Source organism: Pseudomonas sp. 18-147 (assembly GCF_051048045.1).
In the GTDB taxonomy this organism is placed as follows: domain Bacteria; phylum Pseudomonadota; class Gammaproteobacteria; order Pseudomonadales; family Pseudomonadaceae; genus Pseudomonas; species Pseudomonas aeruginosa.
Genome location: NZ_CP182296.1, coordinates 2,595,836 through 2,613,091 on the forward strand (window position 1 = coordinate 2,595,836; position 17,256 = coordinate 2,613,091).

15 protein-coding genes and 2 pseudogenes are annotated in these 17,256 nt (G+C 64.9%); 7 read left to right on the forward strand and 10 right to left on the reverse strand.

The features are described from left to right. Nucleotides 1–121: 121 nt before the first annotated feature. From ACM0M4_RS12620 to ACM0M4_RS12665, 10 genes and pseudogenes are all read right to left on the reverse strand, one after another. Nucleotides 122–1,177, reverse strand: a complete 1,056-nt coding sequence (locus ACM0M4_RS12620) for an ABC transporter substrate-binding protein (RefSeq protein WP_052153503.1) — start codon at nt 1,175–1,177, stop codon at nt 122–124. 31 nt (nt 1,178–1,208) lie between these two features. After that, on the reverse strand, nt 1,209–2,432 hold the full coding sequence (gene metC, locus ACM0M4_RS12625) for a cystathionine beta-lyase (protein WP_033992013.1): 1,224 nt from the start codon (nt 2,430–2,432) through the stop codon (nt 1,209–1,211). A gap of 1 nt (nt 2,433) precedes the next feature. Further along, entirely contained in the window at nt 2,434–3,165 is a 732-nt protein-coding gene (locus ACM0M4_RS12630; protein WP_052153504.1) for an amino acid ABC transporter ATP-binding protein, read from the reverse strand. Next, entirely contained in the window at nt 3,162–3,947 is a 786-nt protein-coding gene (locus tag ACM0M4_RS12635) for an amino acid ABC transporter permease (protein ID WP_017516938.1), read from the reverse strand. Before ACM0M4_RS12635 ends, ACM0M4_RS12630 begins: the two co-directional genes overlap by 4 nt. Then, entirely contained in the window at nt 3,944–4,669 is a 726-nt protein-coding gene (locus tag ACM0M4_RS12640) for an amino acid ABC transporter permease (protein ID WP_017516937.1), read from the reverse strand. The genes ACM0M4_RS12635 and ACM0M4_RS12640 overlap by 4 nt, the downstream gene beginning before the upstream one ends. Further along, nucleotides 4,666–5,529, reverse strand: a complete 864-nt coding sequence (locus tag ACM0M4_RS12645; protein WP_052153509.1) for a transporter substrate-binding domain-containing protein — start codon at nt 5,527–5,529, stop codon at nt 4,666–4,668. The genes ACM0M4_RS12640 and ACM0M4_RS12645 overlap by 4 nt, the downstream gene beginning before the upstream one ends. Beyond that, nucleotides 5,526–6,194, reverse strand: a complete 669-nt coding sequence (locus ACM0M4_RS12650) for a class II aldolase/adducin family protein (protein ID WP_052153511.1) — start codon at nt 6,192–6,194, stop codon at nt 5,526–5,528. The genes ACM0M4_RS12645 and ACM0M4_RS12650 overlap by 4 nt, the downstream gene beginning before the upstream one ends. A gap of 27 nt (nt 6,195–6,221) precedes the next feature. Next, a complete protein-coding gene (locus ACM0M4_RS12655; protein ID WP_374117490.1) occupies nt 6,222–8,114 on the reverse strand; it encodes a TonB-dependent receptor plug domain-containing protein in 1,893 nt (630 codons plus the stop codon). Further along, a pseudogene (locus ACM0M4_RS12660) lies at nt 8,093–8,180 on the reverse strand (TonB-dependent receptor plug domain-containing protein); the annotation flags it as partial. The pseudogene ACM0M4_RS12660 and the gene ACM0M4_RS12655, both read right to left, overlap by 22 nt. Then, nucleotides 8,172–8,906: pseudogene (locus ACM0M4_RS12665) on the reverse strand (TonB-dependent receptor plug domain-containing protein); the annotation flags it as partial. The pseudogenes ACM0M4_RS12665 and ACM0M4_RS12660, both read right to left, overlap by 9 nt. 383 nt (nt 8,907–9,289) lie before the next feature. Between ACM0M4_RS12665 and ACM0M4_RS12670 the strand changes: the two are divergent. The 7 genes from ACM0M4_RS12670 to ACM0M4_RS12700 all read left to right on the forward strand — a co-directional run bounded on the left by ACM0M4_RS12670 (nt 9,290) and on the right by ACM0M4_RS12700 (nt 17,011). Continuing rightward, nucleotides 9,290–10,309, forward strand: a complete 1,020-nt coding sequence (locus ACM0M4_RS12670) for a ScbA/BarX family gamma-butyrolactone biosynthesis protein (RefSeq protein ID WP_052153514.1) — start codon at nt 9,290–9,292, stop codon at nt 10,307–10,309. Nucleotide 10,310: 1 nt separating this feature from the next. Beyond that, the gene (locus ACM0M4_RS12675) at nt 10,311–10,991 is read left to right on the forward strand and encodes an HAD family hydrolase (protein WP_033992014.1); all 681 of its coding nucleotides are present in this window, start codon (nt 10,311–10,313) and stop codon (nt 10,989–10,991) included. Beyond that, nucleotides 10,988–12,205, forward strand: a complete 1,218-nt coding sequence (locus ACM0M4_RS12680; protein ID WP_128662081.1) for a cytochrome P450 — start codon at nt 10,988–10,990, stop codon at nt 12,203–12,205. The genes ACM0M4_RS12675 and ACM0M4_RS12680 overlap by 4 nt, the downstream gene beginning before the upstream one ends. A gap of 17 nt (nt 12,206–12,222) precedes the next feature. Further along, nucleotides 12,223–13,764 (forward strand): MFS transporter, encoded by a 1,542-nt coding sequence (locus ACM0M4_RS12685; protein ID WP_033992017.1) that lies wholly within the window; start codon nt 12,223–12,225, stop codon nt 13,762–13,764. A 266-nt stretch (nt 13,765–14,030) separates the two neighbouring features. After that, nucleotides 14,031–14,537, forward strand: coding sequence for a sigma-70 family RNA polymerase sigma factor (locus ACM0M4_RS12690; RefSeq protein ID WP_017516929.1), 507 nt, complete (start codon nt 14,031–14,033; stop codon nt 14,535–14,537). Further along, nucleotides 14,534–15,493, forward strand: a complete 960-nt coding sequence (locus ACM0M4_RS12695; RefSeq protein ID WP_033992018.1) for a FecR family protein — start codon at nt 14,534–14,536, stop codon at nt 15,491–15,493. The genes ACM0M4_RS12690 and ACM0M4_RS12695 overlap by 4 nt, the downstream gene beginning before the upstream one ends. A 147-nt stretch (nt 15,494–15,640) precedes the next feature. Further along, nucleotides 15,641–17,011, forward strand: coding sequence for an IS1182-like element ISCfr1 family transposase (locus ACM0M4_RS12700; protein WP_065285146.1), 1,371 nt, complete (start codon nt 15,641–15,643; stop codon nt 17,009–17,011). The last annotated feature ends 245 nt before the right edge of the window (nt 17,012–17,256 follow it).

The window sequence follows — 17,256 nt, forward strand, 5'->3', positions numbered from 1 at the left end:
GGGCTGGTAACTTCCGTTTAATTGCCTGAGCTTTCATTGATCGGCCTTAACTTTCTTTGGGCAGTAAGAAGCCGTCCGGCTCAGCGAGGCTGGCCGGATGCGGCGAGGTTTTTCTCTGGGGTCAGGGTTGGGAGATATGCTCGCCGAGCTCGCGCGCGGCTTCTGCGAGGAACCTGCCGTCGGCCCATTCGCTGACGCTGAAATCGTTCTGCAGGTAGCCGCGTTGGCGCAGGAAATCCTTCTTCAATTCCAGGGCGGCGAGGTTGCGCGGGCTCAGCTGGGGCACCAGGTTCTGCCCTGCCAGCCACTGGCGCGCCAGCGCGGCATTACCCAGCACACTGAAGCGTGGGAAGAGCTCGGCAGCCGCCTGAGGGTTGGCATTGATCCAGCGCCCTGCGCGAATGGCGGCCTTGAGAAAGGCCACGACGATCCGCGGGTGCTCCTCGGCGAAGCGCCGGTTGACGACAGTGACGTGCGGACCGTTGATGTTCTTCAAGGTCCAGTCCGGGTAAAGGTCGAGATCTTCAATGGCGGTGAATCGGCCCTCACGGGTCAACCCGGCCGCCTGCCAGGGCTGCACCACCAGAGCATCGACGGTACCGTCAGCGAGCGCGCGTGCGGCCTGTTCGCCGTTGTGGTGCTCCCGCAGCTGTGCCCAGAGGCCGGCCGGGCGTTCGGCGGGGCGAAGATGCGTAGGGTCATCCTGCTCGAAGCGGACGACTTCCACCTGGCCGCGCTCGAGCCCGGCTAGCTCCAGGCTGTACTGCAAGGTCTGTTCGGCCACTGCGTTGGCCACGTCGATTCGTTCGGGGTTGGTACTGGCGGCCACGCCGATGCGTCTGCCGGCCAACTGCGCCACTCGGCGCAGGCCGGCCCCGGCGCGCACCAGGATCTGGCCAGGACGCTGGCTGGCGGTCGTCGCCACCAGCAGGGTGTCGGCCAGGTCCGCTCGGGCCCAGAGCGGAGGCACCGCGCCGCCGTCGCGAATCAGGTTGTCGTGATGATGGCGGAAGTGACCCAGCCAGCCCTGATTTTCCGGGAGCGAACGCAGATACCGCGGGCGAGCGCCGGCGCGCTGCAATTCTTCGTCGAGCCAGCCGAACTCGACCGCCACATTCGAGGCGATCGGCAGGGGGCAGAGGCTGTAGAGGGTTTCGATGATGGGCGATTGACTCATGGACAACTCCTGTGAAGGCAAAAGGAAAGCGTCAGGCCGGTTGTCCGTCTGTTGCGTTGGGGTTCGAGGTGGCTTCATGCGGGTGAAGAAGGGGCAGCGCCTGTTCCAGGTCGGCCAGCAGATCATCCAGGTCTTCGAGGCCGACATGGAGGCGCAACAGGTGCTCCGTGGCTGCGCTGCTGCGCGGGGATTGCTGGCGGATCAGGCTCTCGTAGCCGCCCCAGCTGGCGCCCTGGGCGAACAGCTGCAGGCGGGCCAGGAAGGCATCCACGCGGTCCTGCGGCTGGGCGGCGAGCACGGCACCGAAGAGGCCGGAGGCGCCGCGAAAGTCACGTTTCCAGACCTCATGGCCGGGATGCCCCGGCAGCGCCGGGTGAAGCACCCGCTGCACTTCGGGACGAGTGGCCAGCCAGCGTGCCACGGCGAGCGCCGAGCGCTCGTGCTGGCGCAGACGCACTCCCAGGGTGCGCAGGCCGCGCAGGCCCAGGAAGGCGTCGTCGGCGCTGGCGATGTAACCCATTTCGCGCACCAGGTTGCGTACCGGCACGAACCAGTCGCGAGTGGTCACTATCACCCCGAGCATGGCGTCGGAATGTCCCACCAGGTACTTGGTGGCGGCGTGGATGGAAATGTCCACGCCATGCTCGAAGGGACGGAAGAACAGTGGCGTGGCCCAGGTATTGTCCAGTAGCACGGCCAGCCCATGGGCATGGGCGATGCCCGCCAGCCCCGGCACGTCCTGCACCTCGAAGGTATTGGAGCCGGGTGCTTCCAGATAGAGGGCTCGGGTGGTCGAGCCGATGAGCCCAGCGATTTCCGCGCCGATCATGGGATCGAAGTAGGTCACCGAAATGCCGTAGCGCGGCAGCAGGCTGTCGAAGACCTGCCGTGCATGCCAATAACAGTTGGCGGTCACCAGCACGTGCTCGCCGCTGCGCGCAACCGCCAGTACCGCGCCGACGATGGCTGCGAGCCCCGATGGCATGATCAGCCCGCGAAAGCCACCTTCCAGCTCCGCGACCGCGTCCTCGAACGCCGCGGTGGTGGGGTTGCCATTGCGACCGTAGAGGTGGCCGCGATAGTCCGGCTCCTGACCGTGACGCCGGTAATCCTCGAGCACCTCGGGAGAGTCCCAGAGGAAGGTCGAGGCACGGTACACCGGTGTATTCACCGTGCCTTCGTGGCTGGCCGGATCGCGGCCCAAATGGGTGAGCAGGGTGTCGGGCCGCCAGTCCTGGCGCTGAGGTCCGGACATGTCAGAGCACCCACCCGAGAAAGCGTTGGGTTCGCGGATCGCTGGGGCTGTGGAGCAGGTTTTCCGGTGGACCCTGCTCGACGATCCGGCCGCCGTCGGTGAAATAGATCGTGTCGGCTATCTGCCGGGCGAAACGCATCTCGTGGGTGACGATCAGGCAGGTCATGCCGCTGTTCGCCACGGAGCGGATGGTAGCCTGGACCTCGCCGACGGTTTCCGGATCCAGTGCCGCCGTCACCTCGTCGAACAGCATGACCTGTGGGCGCATCGCCAGGCTTCGGGCGATGGCCACGCGCTGCTGCTGGCCGCCGGAGAGTTGCGCCGGATAGGCGTGCTCCTTGCCGTGCAGGTTGACCTGGGCGAGCAGGTCGCGGGCCCGCGCCTGGGCGCTTGCCGGTGCCTCGCCATGGACGCGAATCGGCGCCAGCGTGATGTTCTGCAGCACGCTCAGGTGCGGGAACAGGTTGTAGCTCTGGAACACCATGCCCACGTGGCGTCGCAGCTGACGCGGATCGGCGCCGCGACCCACTGCGAGGCCACAGACATCGATGCTGCCGGAGTCGAACGAGGCAAGACCGTTGAGGGTTCGCAGCAGGGTCGACTTGCCCGAGCCGGACGGGCCGATGAGGCAGGCGATCTCAGCGCGACGCACCTGGAATGAGATGCCCTGCAGCACCCAGTGGTCGGCATAGCGTTTGTGGAGATCGCGGACAGTGATCCGGACATCGTTCATCGTGGTTGGCTCCAGCGCCGCTCCAGGCGGCGCGCATAGCGGGAAAGGGGATACACGCAGATGAAAAAGGCCAGGAAGGCATAGAGGTATGCCGGCAGCAGCAGGTCCGGTCGGGTCTGGCTGTTGAGCAGCATCTGCAGGCGGGTGAGCAGCTCCTCCACGCCCAGCAGGTTGGCCAGCGAGGTAGCCATCAGCAGGGTGCAGAACAGGTTCATGGCTGGCGCGAGAAGGCCACGCACAGCCTGCGGCAGGATCACCCAGCGCAGCCGCTGGAACCGGCTCAGCGACAGCGCGGCGGCGGCGTCCCACTGGTTGGCGGGGATGGCCAGCAGGGCGCCGCGAACGAACTCAGCGACGTAACCGCAGGCCGGCAATGCGAGGCCGGCGCTGGCCTTGAGCCAATCGGGCAGTTGCAGCCAGCGACCTGCGACGTGCAGCTCATAGGGCAGCAGGTAGGCGGCGTAGAACATCACCACCAGCCAGGGCAGGCTGCGTAATCCGCGCACGATCACCGCCGCCAGCCGACCGCCGATACCGGGCGCCAGCTGCAGTATGCCCAGCACGCATCCGACCAGGCTGGCCAGCAGCATGGCGACCACGCCCATGAGCAGGTTCATCGCGGCGCCGCCAAGCAGCAGCGGAGTCCATTGCACGAGCAGCTGTAGCGGATCGCGGTAGTGCCAGATGAGCAAGCAAGTGCCCAGGGTCAACGGCAGCGCAATGGTGAGGCGACCCCAAGGGACTCGGGAGGCGGGGCGAGAGGTGGCAAGCAGTGCCTTCATGCGCCCACCTCGCCTGGTATCCGCAGGCGGTGTTCGAACCAGCGCTGGAGTGCGGTCACGCCCAGCACCAGCAGCAGGTAGCTGATCAGCAGCACGGGCATCATCTGCGCGATGTTGCCGTTATCGGCCCAGATGCGATTGGAGGCGTAGAGAAGCTCCGGTACGGCAATCGCATAGGCCACCGCGGTAGCCTTGACGACCTGAACCGTTACGTTTCCCAGCTCAGGCAACGCCAGGCGCAGCGCCTGCGGCAGGAGCACGTGACGACGTACATCGCGCTCACTCAGGCCCAGCGCTCTTGCGGCCTCCAGGGTGGTTGCGGGAACCGAGATCAGTGCGCTGCGCAGTGCCTCCACCTGGTAGGCACCGTAATGCAGCCCGATGGCGATGATCGCCCAGCCCGTGCGGCCCAGCAGCGGCTGTCCGCCGGCGTCCTGAGGCAGGAGGGATCCCACCCCGAAATAGAGCAGGAACAGCTGCACCAGCAGCGGCGAGTTGCGCATCGTTTCGACATAGGCATCGACCAGCAGGCGCACAGGTCGTCCGCGCGAGCTATGCAGGAGGGCGCCAGCCAGGCCGAGGAACAAGGCGAGGAGGGCACTGCCAGCGGCCAGAATCAAGGTGTGTGCGAAGCCCAGCAGGTAGCGATGGCGATCCAGCGGATCGTCCAGGACGTGCAGCCACTCGGGGTTTTCCAACCAGAAGCTGAGGCTTTCGATCATGGCTCGCTCCGCACGCTGGCCGTGGCGAAGCGCTGGTGCTGCTCGGCCAGCCAAGGGTTGGCGGGCAGCCCATAGCGGTGCTCGAGGTCGATCAGGTAACCGGAGGCGTGCCAGTCGCGGACGATGGCGCCGACACTGTCCCGAAGCTGCGGTTGGTCCTTGCGAAGGGCGATACCCCAGGGGGCCGGGTCCTGCCCGGGTAGCTTCACTTCGAAGTCCTGCCATTGCGGCTCGCCTGCCAGCGCGCGGTACAGCACGTCATCACCCAGGGCGCCCACGCAGCGGCCGTCGAGAAGTGCCTTGCGCATCTCCGGCAAGCCACTGAACGAAATGAACTCGATGCCGTAGCGCGCCTCGTAGGGGCGTACCCAGACACTGGTCAGCGGTGCGCACAGGGTCTTTCCTCGCAGGGCTTCCCAGCTGTCGATGGATGTGTGCTTCGCAGCGAAGACAGTGGCTGCGGAGCTGTAGTAGCCGGGGGCCGCGAAGTCCACTTCGCGTCGTCGCGCCGGGGTGTCCAGCAGTGAAGTCACCAGCAACTCGCAGCGTCCCTGGTTGAGGAACAGCAGGCGATTGAGTGGCGTGACCTGCACCAGCTCCAGCTTCAACGGCTGCCCGGTCTGGGTACTGAGGCGGTGCTGCAGGTCGACGATCAGGTCGTAGATCAGGCCGCTGGCCTGGCCGTGGCTGTCGTAGCGTTTGAACGGAGGGAATTCGTCGGCGGTGCAGACGTTGAGCGTGCCGCGCTCGATGGCCCGCTCCAGCAGCGGCTCGCCCGATACCTGGCCGGCCAGCAGGGCAAGACTGCCGGCCAACGCAGTGGGCAACAGGCAGGACGCGACCCGCGACTGCGTTTTCATTGGTTGTTCCAACCCTGGCGAACCTGCTTTGCCGCGCCAGCGGGGAAGGTGCGCGCTCCCCCCAGCTGCTCGGCGAGGAAGCTCAGGTACGCGGATTCTTCCAGGTTGACCAGCAGACGCGTGGCGGCCAGTACGCCACCCTCCGTCCAGGCGAACGGACCGTGGTTGGCCAGCAGTACGGCGGGTGTCCAGGGGTGCTCGCGCAGCGCGGCGACCACGGGTTCGCTGGCATAGCGCGGGCCCCATTCGGCGACGGGGATCGCCTGGTCTTCATCGATGCCGAACAGCAGGGCGTTGGTGTGGGCCGGCAGCGGGCGGCGGGCGATGGCGAATGCCGAGAGGAATGGCGAGTGGGTATGGATGACTGCCGTGGCGCGCGGTCGTTCGCGGTAGATGGCCACGTGCAGGGCCGCCACTTCGCGCAGGTTATCGCTGGGGGTTCCCTGGGCGTTGCTCAGGTCAAAGTCCAGCGCCAGCGCGGAGCCTGGCTGATCACCGTTGAAGGCGGCGATCAGCAGGCGCTCCTGGCCGGGCAGGCGCAGGCTCAGGTTGCCGGCGGCGCCGGGACGCAGTGCCTGGCTGTCGAGGAGCAGGCGCAGCGATGTCGCGACGTCCTGTTCGAACTGCTGGAAGAGAGCGATCGGGTCGATGGGAGTAGTGCTCATTGGGGGCTCCTTGGCTGGCGGGTGCGATCAGAAGGCGTAATCGGCTTTCACGTAGTAGAAGGCGCCTTCGGCGCCGGCGGGGGCGATGTTCGGGTACATCACGACCCCGCCGGCGGAACGGTTGCTGGTCAGTAACTTGTCGGGGTAGGAATCGAAGATGTTGTTGCCGCCGACGCTGAGCTTGAGCGCCGAGGTGAGGTTGTAGGCCAGGCTGGCATTGGCCACCCATTGGGCGCCGAAAGTCTGGTCGTATTGCTCGCCGTTGTTGGAGTTCAGGGTGTACTTGCCGTAGCGGATGGCGCTGGTCTCCAGCTGCCATGCACCCTGGCGGTAATCCAGCGCAAGTACGAGCTTGCTCTCCGGGCTGGCGCTCTCGACGTAGCTGAGCGCCTCGCGGTTGATCAGCACCACGCCGGTTCCGCTCAGTTCAGCGGGGTTTGCCTTGACGTGGGTGACCTGGGTCTTGCTCCAGTTCAGTCCTCCGTTGAAGGTCAGGGTGGCGGCGTTGGGCAGGTCGAAGCGGTAGTTGCCGTTGAGATCAAGACCATGGGTCTTGGTGTCCAGCGCATTGGTGAAGAAGCTGACTCCGGTGTAGGAGCCGTAGCCTGCGGCGTTCAGGATGCTGCGGACCTGCGGGCCGCTGAGGGTCTCCGACAGTGCGATGCGGTCCTTGATGCGAATGGCGTAGGCATCGAGCGTCAGCGAAGCGTTATCCACCGGCCGCAGGACCAGTCCCAGCGACAGGTTGGTGGACTTCTCGGGCTTGAGATCGGTCGCCCCCAGGGCGCGGGTGACTGGGCGGTCCACGCTGATGGTGCCGACCTGGTAGGCAATCGGATCACCCGGGTGGAAGTCGGTGGTGGTCGCCGAAGTACCGATCTGCCCCAGAGTCGGAGCCCGGAACCCGCTGCTGAGCGTGCCGCGCACGGCGACGCGGGGAGTGAAGTCGAAGCGTGCGGAGAACTTGCCCGTGGTGGTGGTGCCGAAATCGTCGTAGTGCTCGGTGCGCCCGGCGACGCCCAGTTGCAGCTGGTCCGTAAGCTGTTGCTCCAGGCCCAGATAACCCCCGAATACATGGCGGGAGTAGCGGCCCTCGTCGCTGTCCTGAATCCCCGGGAACCCCTGAGCGCCGGCGGCCTTGGCATTGGCACCGCCGTGTTGCCAGGAGGCCGGCTCGCCGGCGATGACTTCGTACTCTTCCTTGCGCCACGTCAGGCCGCTGGAAAACACCAGCGGCTGCTCAGCGTAGCCGACGCTGAAGTTCTTCACGTGGTCGAGCGAAACGTTGGTCTGCTCGTTGACCAGGGTGCCGGCGTCGAAGTCGTGCGGGCTTGCGGTGCCGAAGCTGGCGTTGAGGCTGTCCCCGACGTTGTACTGAATACGGTTCTGTCCGTAGGTAGCGCTGAGGTCGAAATTGCCCAGCGTGTCGTCATCGAACTTCAGCCCTGCGGTGGCGGCACCATCGCGTGAGCGAACATCCAGCAGCGGCAGGAATCCATCGGGGTAGACGGCGGGCAGGTTGTTGGCGTCCACCGGACGGCGGAACAACGCCTGGGAGTGGGTGGTACGGTCCTGGTAAGTGGCGAAACCGTAAGCCTCGACCTGATCGTTGAGCGAGAAGCCGGAGTTGGCGCCGATCTTGAAGTCACCCAGCCCCGGCGATCCGTAGCGCCAGTCCCGGTCGGCGCTGGCCTCGCGCGGATCGCCGGCGGGGTAGAACCGACGGCTGTCGCTACCGCCGACGGAGGTGCGTTCCTGCCGGGAGCCCTCGGCGTTGAGCGTGAGAAAACCGTCGCCCGGCAGGCTGAAACCCTTCAGGCCGCTGACGCTTCGGGTGAAGCCATCACCCTTGCTGTACTGGCCGACGCTGCCCTGCAGGTCGCCGCCGTGGTCGTCCTGGCGCAACACGATGTTGATCACCCCGGCGATGGCGTCCGAGCCGTACTGCGCCGAGGCTCCATCGCGCAGAACTTCGATTCGCTCGATGGAGCTCACCTGGATGGTCGACAGGTCCACCGATTGTGAGCCGCGGCCCAGGGTCGCCTTGGTGTTCACGAAGGCCGAGGCATGGCGTCGCTTGCCGTTGACCAGTACCAGGACCTGGTCGGCAGCGAGCCCGCGCAGGGTGGCCGGGCGTTGTGAAGAGACGCCGTCAGTGCCGTTGATCTGCGGAAAATTGACCGAAGGCACCAGGGTTTCCAGGACCTTCGCGAGGTTGGTGCTACCGACCGCCTGGATTTGTTGGGCAGTGAGAATGTCCACCGGGGCTGGTGCGTCCAGCGCCGCCAGGTCGGTGCGACGGCTGCCGATGACGGTGACGGTCTTGAGCTGCGGCGCAACCACGGCCGGAACGCTCGCTTGCGGTACATCCCGACGATGCACCAGGACCGCACCACCGCCGATGCGCGAGAAGCCCAGGCCGCTGCCCTGGAGCGCAGCATTGAGTGCCTGGTCGCGGCTCAAGGCGCCGCGAATGGCTGGACTGTTGTAACCCTGTACCAGGGCTTGGTCGAAGGAGATCGGCTGCCCGGTCAGCCGTGAAATATCCAGCAGTGTGTCGGCCAGCGGTCCCGCCTCGAGGTTGAACTGCGTGACGCGTTCCTGTGCGGCGGGTGTTCCCTCCTGCGCCCATGCGCCGCCTGCCACCAGCGCACTGGCGAAGGCCACCGTGCATGCGCCAATTCCCCTCCGGATGATCCCCTTGTCCAGCATTCAAATCGCTCCATGGCCTGCAGATGAGTCGGCCGAGCGGTCTGTGCTTGCGCCGCGTCGTGCCGTTTTGGGTTTCTGCTGGCGTTGAGTGATTTGGCGGGGGGATTTTCAGTCGGTCGTTAGACCGTTTTTGCTGCCTCTCCAAACTTTTCGGGAAATGACCGGCTGCCCCTTCCTTATTAGCGGCGAGGGCTCTGGCACAGGACCTGCGGAAAAATCCGGGCGGATTTCGCATCGCCATAAGCGGCAAAGCAAACGATCTAAGACAGGACTGAAAAATTGCGCTGGCAGTTGCCCACTGGGATGAGAACGGCATGAAGCCGCGTTGTTGTGAAGTGCAATTTTTGAAAGTGCCTGCAACCGTCTATGAAGGAGATCCCGACATGTCCGATGTCTCTCATTACGAGAACACCGTACCGCGCAGCATGGTGCATCGCGCCGCAGTCAGCGAAGTGTTCCTGACCGGTGCCACACGTTTCGACGATGTGAGCTTCCAGTGCGCCGCGCAGCTTCCGCGCACCCATAGCTATTTCAGCGAGCACTCTCACGGTGGCGAGCACTACGACATGCTGTTGTTGCTCGAAGTATTCCGTCAGGCCTCGATCTATATCTCCCACGCCTTCCTCGGCGTAAGTCCGCAGGACAAGTTCCTCTATGTCGACAGCGATACCCGCCTGGTTCGTCGCGATCTGCTGCGGATCGGCAGCAGGCCCGCCTCGGCGCTGATCGACGTGCAGGTGGTCGACCACTACTGGCGCGACACCGTGCTGTCAGGTGTGACCTTGGACATGCAACTGCTGATCGATGGCCAGGTCGCCGCGCGCCACGAGCGCATGAGCATCCGCTGGATGCCTTCGGCCAGCTGGGACAAGTTGCGCGCCCGGGGCCTGGCAAGCGTTCCCGCCGATGCGGACCCACGGGTACAGCGCCCCGAACCGCTGGCCCCGCGGCGGGTAGGGCGGCACTGGCTGACCAACGTGGTGCTGGGGCGCGACCTGGACGAACAGGAGGACGGATTCTCCGCGAGCCTGATCGTCGACCGCGACAACCCGGCGATCTTCGACCACCCGCTGGATCACATCCCCGGCATGCTGCTGCTCGAAGGCTTCCGCCAGGTAGCGCTGGTCGCGGCACGTCGTTATCGCTCCATCGAGGCCGATGCGTTGCTGCTGTCGCAGTGCAAGGTTGCCTTCACCCGCTTTGGCGAGTTCGGCCTGGAGACCCGCTATCGGGTGCGCTCGGCCGACCTCCGGCTACAGGAGGACGGGCAGACCCTGTCGTTGCCGGTGGAGGTGGTGCAGGGCGGACAGGTGATCGCTCGTGCGGAAGTTCACCTGGTGCCGATCGCCTCGGCGCTCCCCCAGGAAGTCAGCACCGTGCCGCTGCGCGAAGAGGTGGCCTGAGATGAGCGCACCCAAGTTCGTCTGGTTCGATTTCGGCGGCGTGCTCTCGCCGCCGATTCCGGAACTCTTCACCCAGTACCAGCGCAAGACCGGCATCGCACCGGCGGCCCTGCAGCAAGCCATGCAGGATGTCGCCGACGATCTGGGACTGCCGATGCTGGCGCCCATCGAGAACGCCGTGCTGAGCGAGGTCGAGTGGGGCGCGCGATTGGCCGAGGCGCTGCGCCGCAACGACCCTTCCCTGGACCTCTCCCGGGCACGCCTGGAGCAGTTCGGCCAGCAGTGGTTCAGTGGTGTCGAGCCCAATCCCGCGATGCGTGAGGCGGCGTTGCAACTCAAGGCGGCGGGTTACCGGGTCGGCATCCTCACCAACAATGTGGTCGAGTGGGAACCTTACTGGCGTGAGTTGGTGGGGCTCGACACGGTGGTGGATCTGATCGTCGATTCTTCCCGCGAGCGCTGCCGCAAACCGGACGCCCTCTTCTTCGACATCGCTGCCCGGCGCGCAGGACTCGCTCCCGCGCAGAACCTGCTGATCGACGACGTCGCCGAGAATATCGAAGCGGCCGCCGCGCTCGGCTGGCAGACACTGCACTTCCGCGACAACCCCGGTGCGCTCAGCGCTCTTGAGGCCTTGACGGGCATACCTTTGCGCGCGCCGCAGGAGGCACTTGCATCATGACCATAGCCCTTCACACACGTCCCCCCGTGCTGGTGTCGCAGATTCCCAACCTCGACGCGGCTGCACAGTACCGTGTTGCCGAACCCGCTGCGGGTCTGCCGCGAATCGTCCTGCCCAGCGGGCACCTGGCCTATCACCTGACGCGCTACGAGCACGTCCAGCAGATACTCACCGACGCACGAGCGATCCGCGGCCCGTGCAACGCCGAGGACGGTGCCAGCTTCCTGCCAACCATCACGCCCCCGGAAATGCTCCTCAACAATGACGCGCCCTTCCACAGCCGCCTGCGCAAGGTGATAGCCAAGGACTTCAGCCCGGCGGGTGTGGCCGAACTGGGCGAGCTCGTGGCGAGTGTCACCCATCAGCGCTTGGACGAGCTGGCACGGGCGGGCGAGGGGGCCGACCTGTTCGGGCTGGTGCTGGATGAAACACCCGCGACGGTGGACTGCCACCTGCTGGGTATCGATCTGGCTGACCGCGCCTATTACCGGCCCCTGAGCCACACCATGCAGATCGCGTCCGATGAGGACGTCCCGGAACTGCTGCGGCAGTTCTGGGAGGTCTATGGCTACCTCACGGACCTGGTCACCGGCGTGCGGCCATCCCTGCCCGGCGGCCTGATCCAGCGTCTGGTCGCGGGGCGCGGGGACAGCGAGCCGCCGCTCAATGACAAGGAGCTCGTGGGAATCCTCATTGGCGTACTGGTGGGCGGCGACCAGAACATCCTCACGGTACTGACCAAGGCGCTCTACACGCTGCTCGCCGCGCCCGGCCTGTGGCAGTCGCTGGTCGACAACCCGGCGCTGATCCCCTCGGCGGTGGAAGAGCTGCTCCGGCTGATTCCGCTGGGCACCATTTCCACCTTCCCGCGCCTGGCCAGCGAGGACATCGACGGGCCATGGGGCGTCATCCCCGCCGGCAGCGCCATCTATGCCGATGCCTTCGCTGCCAACCGCGATCCCGAGGCTTTCGCCGACCCGCTGGTGATCCGCCTGGATCGCCAGGGACCGCGCCACCTGCAGTTCGGTTATGGCATGCACAACTGCATGGGTGCAGCGCTGGCTCGCCTGGAGATCACCACCGTCCTTCAGGTGCTGGTCGAGCGGCTGCCGCGTCTGCGCCTGGCGGTGCCCGCCCAGGAGCTGCCGTGGGTCCACGGCATCATCCTGCGACGTCCGCAGCACCTGCCGGTGCGCTGGTCCGCCACTCACTGACCTCGACGGGAGCGAACATGAGCAAAGCACTGATCGACAAGGCCCTACTGGGCGTAATTCTGCTGGCGATTTTCGTCGTCCCCAGTTCGATATCCGGCACGGCGCTGGCGCTGCCGGCGATCGGCAGCGATCTGTCAGCGCCGCTGACCGGCCTTCAATGGGTGGTCAACGCCTTCAACCTCGCCTTCGCCTGCTTCACCCTGACCTGGGGAGCGCTGGCTGACCGTCTGGGGCGCCGCCGTTGCTTCACCATCGGCGTCGGCCTGTACGTTTTGGCATCGCTGTTCTCGGCGCTGGCGTTCCAGGCCTGGGTACTGGACCTCGCTCGGGCGCTGGCGGGAATCGGGGCGGCAGCGATCTTCTCCTGCGGTATCGCGATTCTCTCCACTTACTTCGAGGGCCCGGCGCGGCTGCGTGCCTTTGCCCTGTTCGGCACGGTGGCGGGGTTAGGCGTGAGCCTGGGGCCGACCATTTCCGGTCTGCTGCTGGACAGCGTCGGCTGGAGAGCCATTTTCGCTGCCCATACCGTGACGCTGGGCCTGGTGCTGCTGGGCAGTCCGTTGATACCCAAGGATGTCGCTCGCCCCGGCGGGCAGCGGTTTGACGTGCTCGGCGCCGGCCTGTTCATCCTGGCGCTGCTGGCATTGATGAGCGCTATCGTCCAGGGCTCGCAGTGGGGCTGGCAAAGCCAGGGCATCGGCTTGCTGGTGCTGGCGGCTGCGGGCCTGCTTGGCCTGTTCACCTGGCAGGAGAGGCGACATGTGCAGCCGATGCTTGATCTCTCGCTGCTGGCCAATGCCCCCTTCGTCGGTCTCGCCCTGGTGACGGTTGCTGCATCCTTCGGCTTCGTCACCCTGCTGACGTACCTGCCCAGCTACCTGTCCGGAGTCTTGCGCCTGGCGCCTACCCACGCGGGCCTGGCCATGCTGCTGCTCACCGCGCCGATGCTGGTTTGTCCGATCCTGGCGGGCAAATGGGTCGGTCGAGGCGTCTCAGCGGTGGGGATCCTCAAGGCAAGCCTGCTGGCGCTCCTGGCCGGGCTGGTTTCTCTGGCCCTGCTCAGTCAGCCGGGTGCGCTGCTCGCCCATCTGGCGGTGCCGCTGTTGCTGGTCGGGATCGGCATGGGGCTGTCCGCGGGTCTGGTCGACGGCCTGGCGCTGAAGACAGTCCCGGAGCAGCAGGCAGGCATGGCGGCTGGCCTGCTCAATACCTTCCGGCTGGGCAGCGAGGCGGTGGCGGTAGCGCTCTACGGCTCGCTGCTGGCGACCTTCCTCGGCCAGCAACTGGGGCCTCGTATCGCCCCGCTGGTTGAAGGGCCCGGCAGCCTGAAGGGTTGGTTGGATGCCACCGCGGCGGGAAACCTCGATGGGCCTGCCGGCGCCCCCGAGGGTCTGCTGCAGAGTCTGCAACCCTTGTTGCTGGCGGGCTACGACCAGGCTTTCCATGAAGTGCTATGGGTGCTGGCTGGCATCGTGCTGGCCCTGAGCCTTGCGGTGGTATGGCTGGTCCGTCCGCTACGCGCGCAGGAACGTCAGGCGACGCTGGCCGGCGCGATCTGACGGCTGCTACAGAGCCGACAATATGCGCAACGGGCTCCTTCCGAGGAGCCTGCTGGCGTGTGTCCGCGTGTCGCATTTCATATAACGAAATTGCTGCAGCTTGAAATTTTTTATTTCTTCTTTGAGGCGATTGGATCATGCAGATTGATAGCCAACCGGTTCCTCGCAGGTCCCGGGTGCGTCGCCACGGCGCACGCCTCTTTCAACGACAGGCCCACTACCGCACCACACGTTGGCGTGAGCAGTCCCCAAAGGCCTCGATTCATATGGACCATGAAGCCCTCAAGCAGAAAGTATTCGGCCAGCTGTTTCAGCAGAACTACGCCTGGCTCTGTGCTCGCCTGTCTTATCGCACCGGCTGCGCCCACAGCGCTCAGGACATCGCCTCGGAAACCTTCCTGCGGGTCTGGTCGCACACCGACCCCAGCGCCATCCGCGAACCCCGTGCCCTGCTCACGACCATCGCCCAGCGTCTGATGTACGAAGGCTGGCGCCGGCGCGAGCTGGAAAAAGCCTACCTGCAGGTGTTGGCCACGACCCCGGAGGAAACCCATCCCTCGCCGCAGGAACAGTGGATCCTGGTGGAAAGCCTCCTTGCCATCGATCGCATGCTCGATGGCCTGTCGCGCCAGGCCAAGTCGGTATTCGTCTACAGCCAGATCGACGGCCTGACCTACAGCCAGATCGGTGAACGCCTGGGACTCTCGCTCGGGCGCGTGCACCAACTGATGGCCGAGGCGTTGCGTTGCTGCTACCAGGAGTTGGCCGGATGAGCCGCAAGCCCCTTGCCGATCCACTGGTGGAAGAAGCGATTCAATGGATGGTGCGCCTGCAATCGGGAGAAACCACGGAGCAGGAACGTCGAGCGCTGGAACACTGGCTGAGTACTTCGCCGCGGCATGAGGCGGCGTTTCAGAAGATTTCCCAGGGGCTCTCGCCGCTGCGTGAATCGCCATGGCGATCGCGCTCCGGGGATCAGCTGCTCAGCGCCATGCGGGCGCCGTCAGGGCGTCGCCAGTTCCTGCGCGCCAGCCTGGCGCTTGCCGGCCTGGCACTCGCCGCAGGCGCGATTCTACGTGTGGAACGCGCAGGGCTGGCGCTGCCCGGCGATCTCTACACCGGCACCGGCGAGCGGCGCTCCTGGAACCTGGAGGACGGCAGCCGCATCGATCTGAACGCGCGCAGCGTGGTTGCCACCTGTTTCGAAGAGCATCAGCGCGGCGTGCGGTTGCGTCAGGGCGAACTGTTGCTGCGGGTCGCGCCGGACCGTCGGGGAGCTTTTCGATTGGCCACCGGCAACGGGCAGGTGCTGGTCCATCGAGGCAGCCTGATGCTGCGCGAGGAAGCGCAAGGGACGCGCCTGGTCACCCTCGACACTCCTGCGCAGTTGACTCTGGGGAATGCCGGTACCCATGATCTTCAGGCGCACCGCAGCGTACTCTTCAATGAGAACGGCTTGTTGGCCAATGATGCGATGCAGCCATCGGAGAGTGCCTGGGTGGATGGATGGCTGGCGGCGCATGATCGCCCGCTGGCGTGGGTCGTCGAGGCAATCAAGCCCTATCGCCGCGGAATAGTCAGCTTAGATGCTGCCATTGCGGGCGTTCGCGTCAGCGGGCTATACCCGCTGGATAACAGTGACCTGACTCTGGAGATGCTCGAGCGCAGCCTTCCGGTGCGAGTAGTAAGGCGCAGCGAATACTGGGTCAGGATTGAAGCTCGGGGATAATTGGCGGGTCTGTGCTAACAAGCCCGTCTCTCTAGGCTGACAAGGTCTTGGCTGAGAGACTGCTACCGACCGATTCTGTTGAAAAAGTAGCGGCCTCTCCATACCGTTGGCAAAATTGCTCTGTCAGCGAGCGTGGGGGCGAACAGCATGATGGGGCAGTTACCGGGAGGACAGCAGCGCCTGTTCTACTCGTTCAACCTAGAAGATCACGTCCCGGCTCAACACCTCCTGCGCAGCATCGACCAGTGCCTGGATCTTAGTGATCTGCGCGCCTACCTGGCGGACTTCTATAGTCCCATCGGACGCCCCTCGATTGACCCGGAATTGATGGTGCGCATGCTGGTCGTCGGCTACTGCTATGGCATTCGTTCCGAGCGGCGATTGTGCGAAGAGGTGCACCTGAACCTGGCCTATCGCTGGTTCTGCCGGCTGGGTCTGGAAGACGAAGTCCCCAATCACTCGACCTTCTCGAAGAATCGCCATGGGCGTTTTCGTGACAGCGATCTGTTCCGCTGGTTGTTCAATGAGGTGCTGCGGCGTTGCATGGCAGCCGGCCTAGTCAAGGGCGAAGGTTTTGCCGTCGACGCTAGCATCATCAAGGCGGATGCCAGCCGGCAACGTGGGGTAGCGGGAGATGAGGTCGATTGGAACGATCCAAAGCTCAGCAGCCGCGCAGTGCGCGAGTACCTCGAAGCCCTTGATGAAGAGGCGCTGGCTGAGGCTCTTCCCAAGAAAATTTCGCTCACAGATCCTCAGTCCCGTTGGACAGCAGCGCCAGGTGGGCCGGCCTTTTTTGCCTACTCCACGAATTACCTGATCGACACTGAGCACGGTGTGATCATGGACGTGGAAGCTACCCCGGCGCACCGTACCGCCGAAGTCGATTCGACTAGGACGATGGTTGAGCGTGTCAAAGCTCAGTTCGATCTCACACCGGAACGCCTTATCGGCGATACCGCTTATGGCACCGCCCCGATGCTGGCCTGGATGGTCGAAGAAAAGGACATCGAGCCGCATGTGCCGGTGTGGGACAAGACTGAGCGCAAGGACGACAGCCTCTCCAGTAACGACTTCCACTGGAACCAGGAGGCCAATGAATACCGCTGCCCAGCCGGCAAACCACTACGCAGTGAGTGGCGCGCCTTCACCCAGAAAAGATCGCGGGTGACCAAGGCCCACACCATCATTTATCGCTCCAGCCAAACCGACTGCACTACCTGTCCGCTGAAAGCGAAATGCTGCCCCAACACGCCGAATCGGAAGATCGTCCGCAGTATCCATGAGGCTGCCCGCGATGTGGCCAGGCGCATCGCCAAGACACCGGAATACCTCGTCTCTCGCTGCGAACGAAAGAAGGTGGAGATGCTGTTCGCCCACCTCAAACGGATCATGAAACTCGATCGTTTACGACTGCGCGGCCTGACAGGTGCCACTGACGAATTCACTTTGGCGGCGGCGGTGCAGAACCTGCGACGCATGGCCAAGCTTTTGCCTCAAGGGCCACCGCTCACGGGATAGGTACGCCTGCTGAGAGCAGAAACCTTCAAATTAACCCTCAGGCCTGAGCAAGGACGCTCAGCGAAACGCCGAAAGGCAACCTGAAGTGGCTTGCAGTCACTTCGACAGCAGGCACACCTGATCGGCAGGCCGCCGCTAAACCTACTTTTTCAACAGAATCGGCCGGTTTCTGCCTGTCGCGACCGACAGAAGCCGACCCATTGCAACAGCTCACAGGTGACCTGAACCGGCCAGAAGTGGGCGCT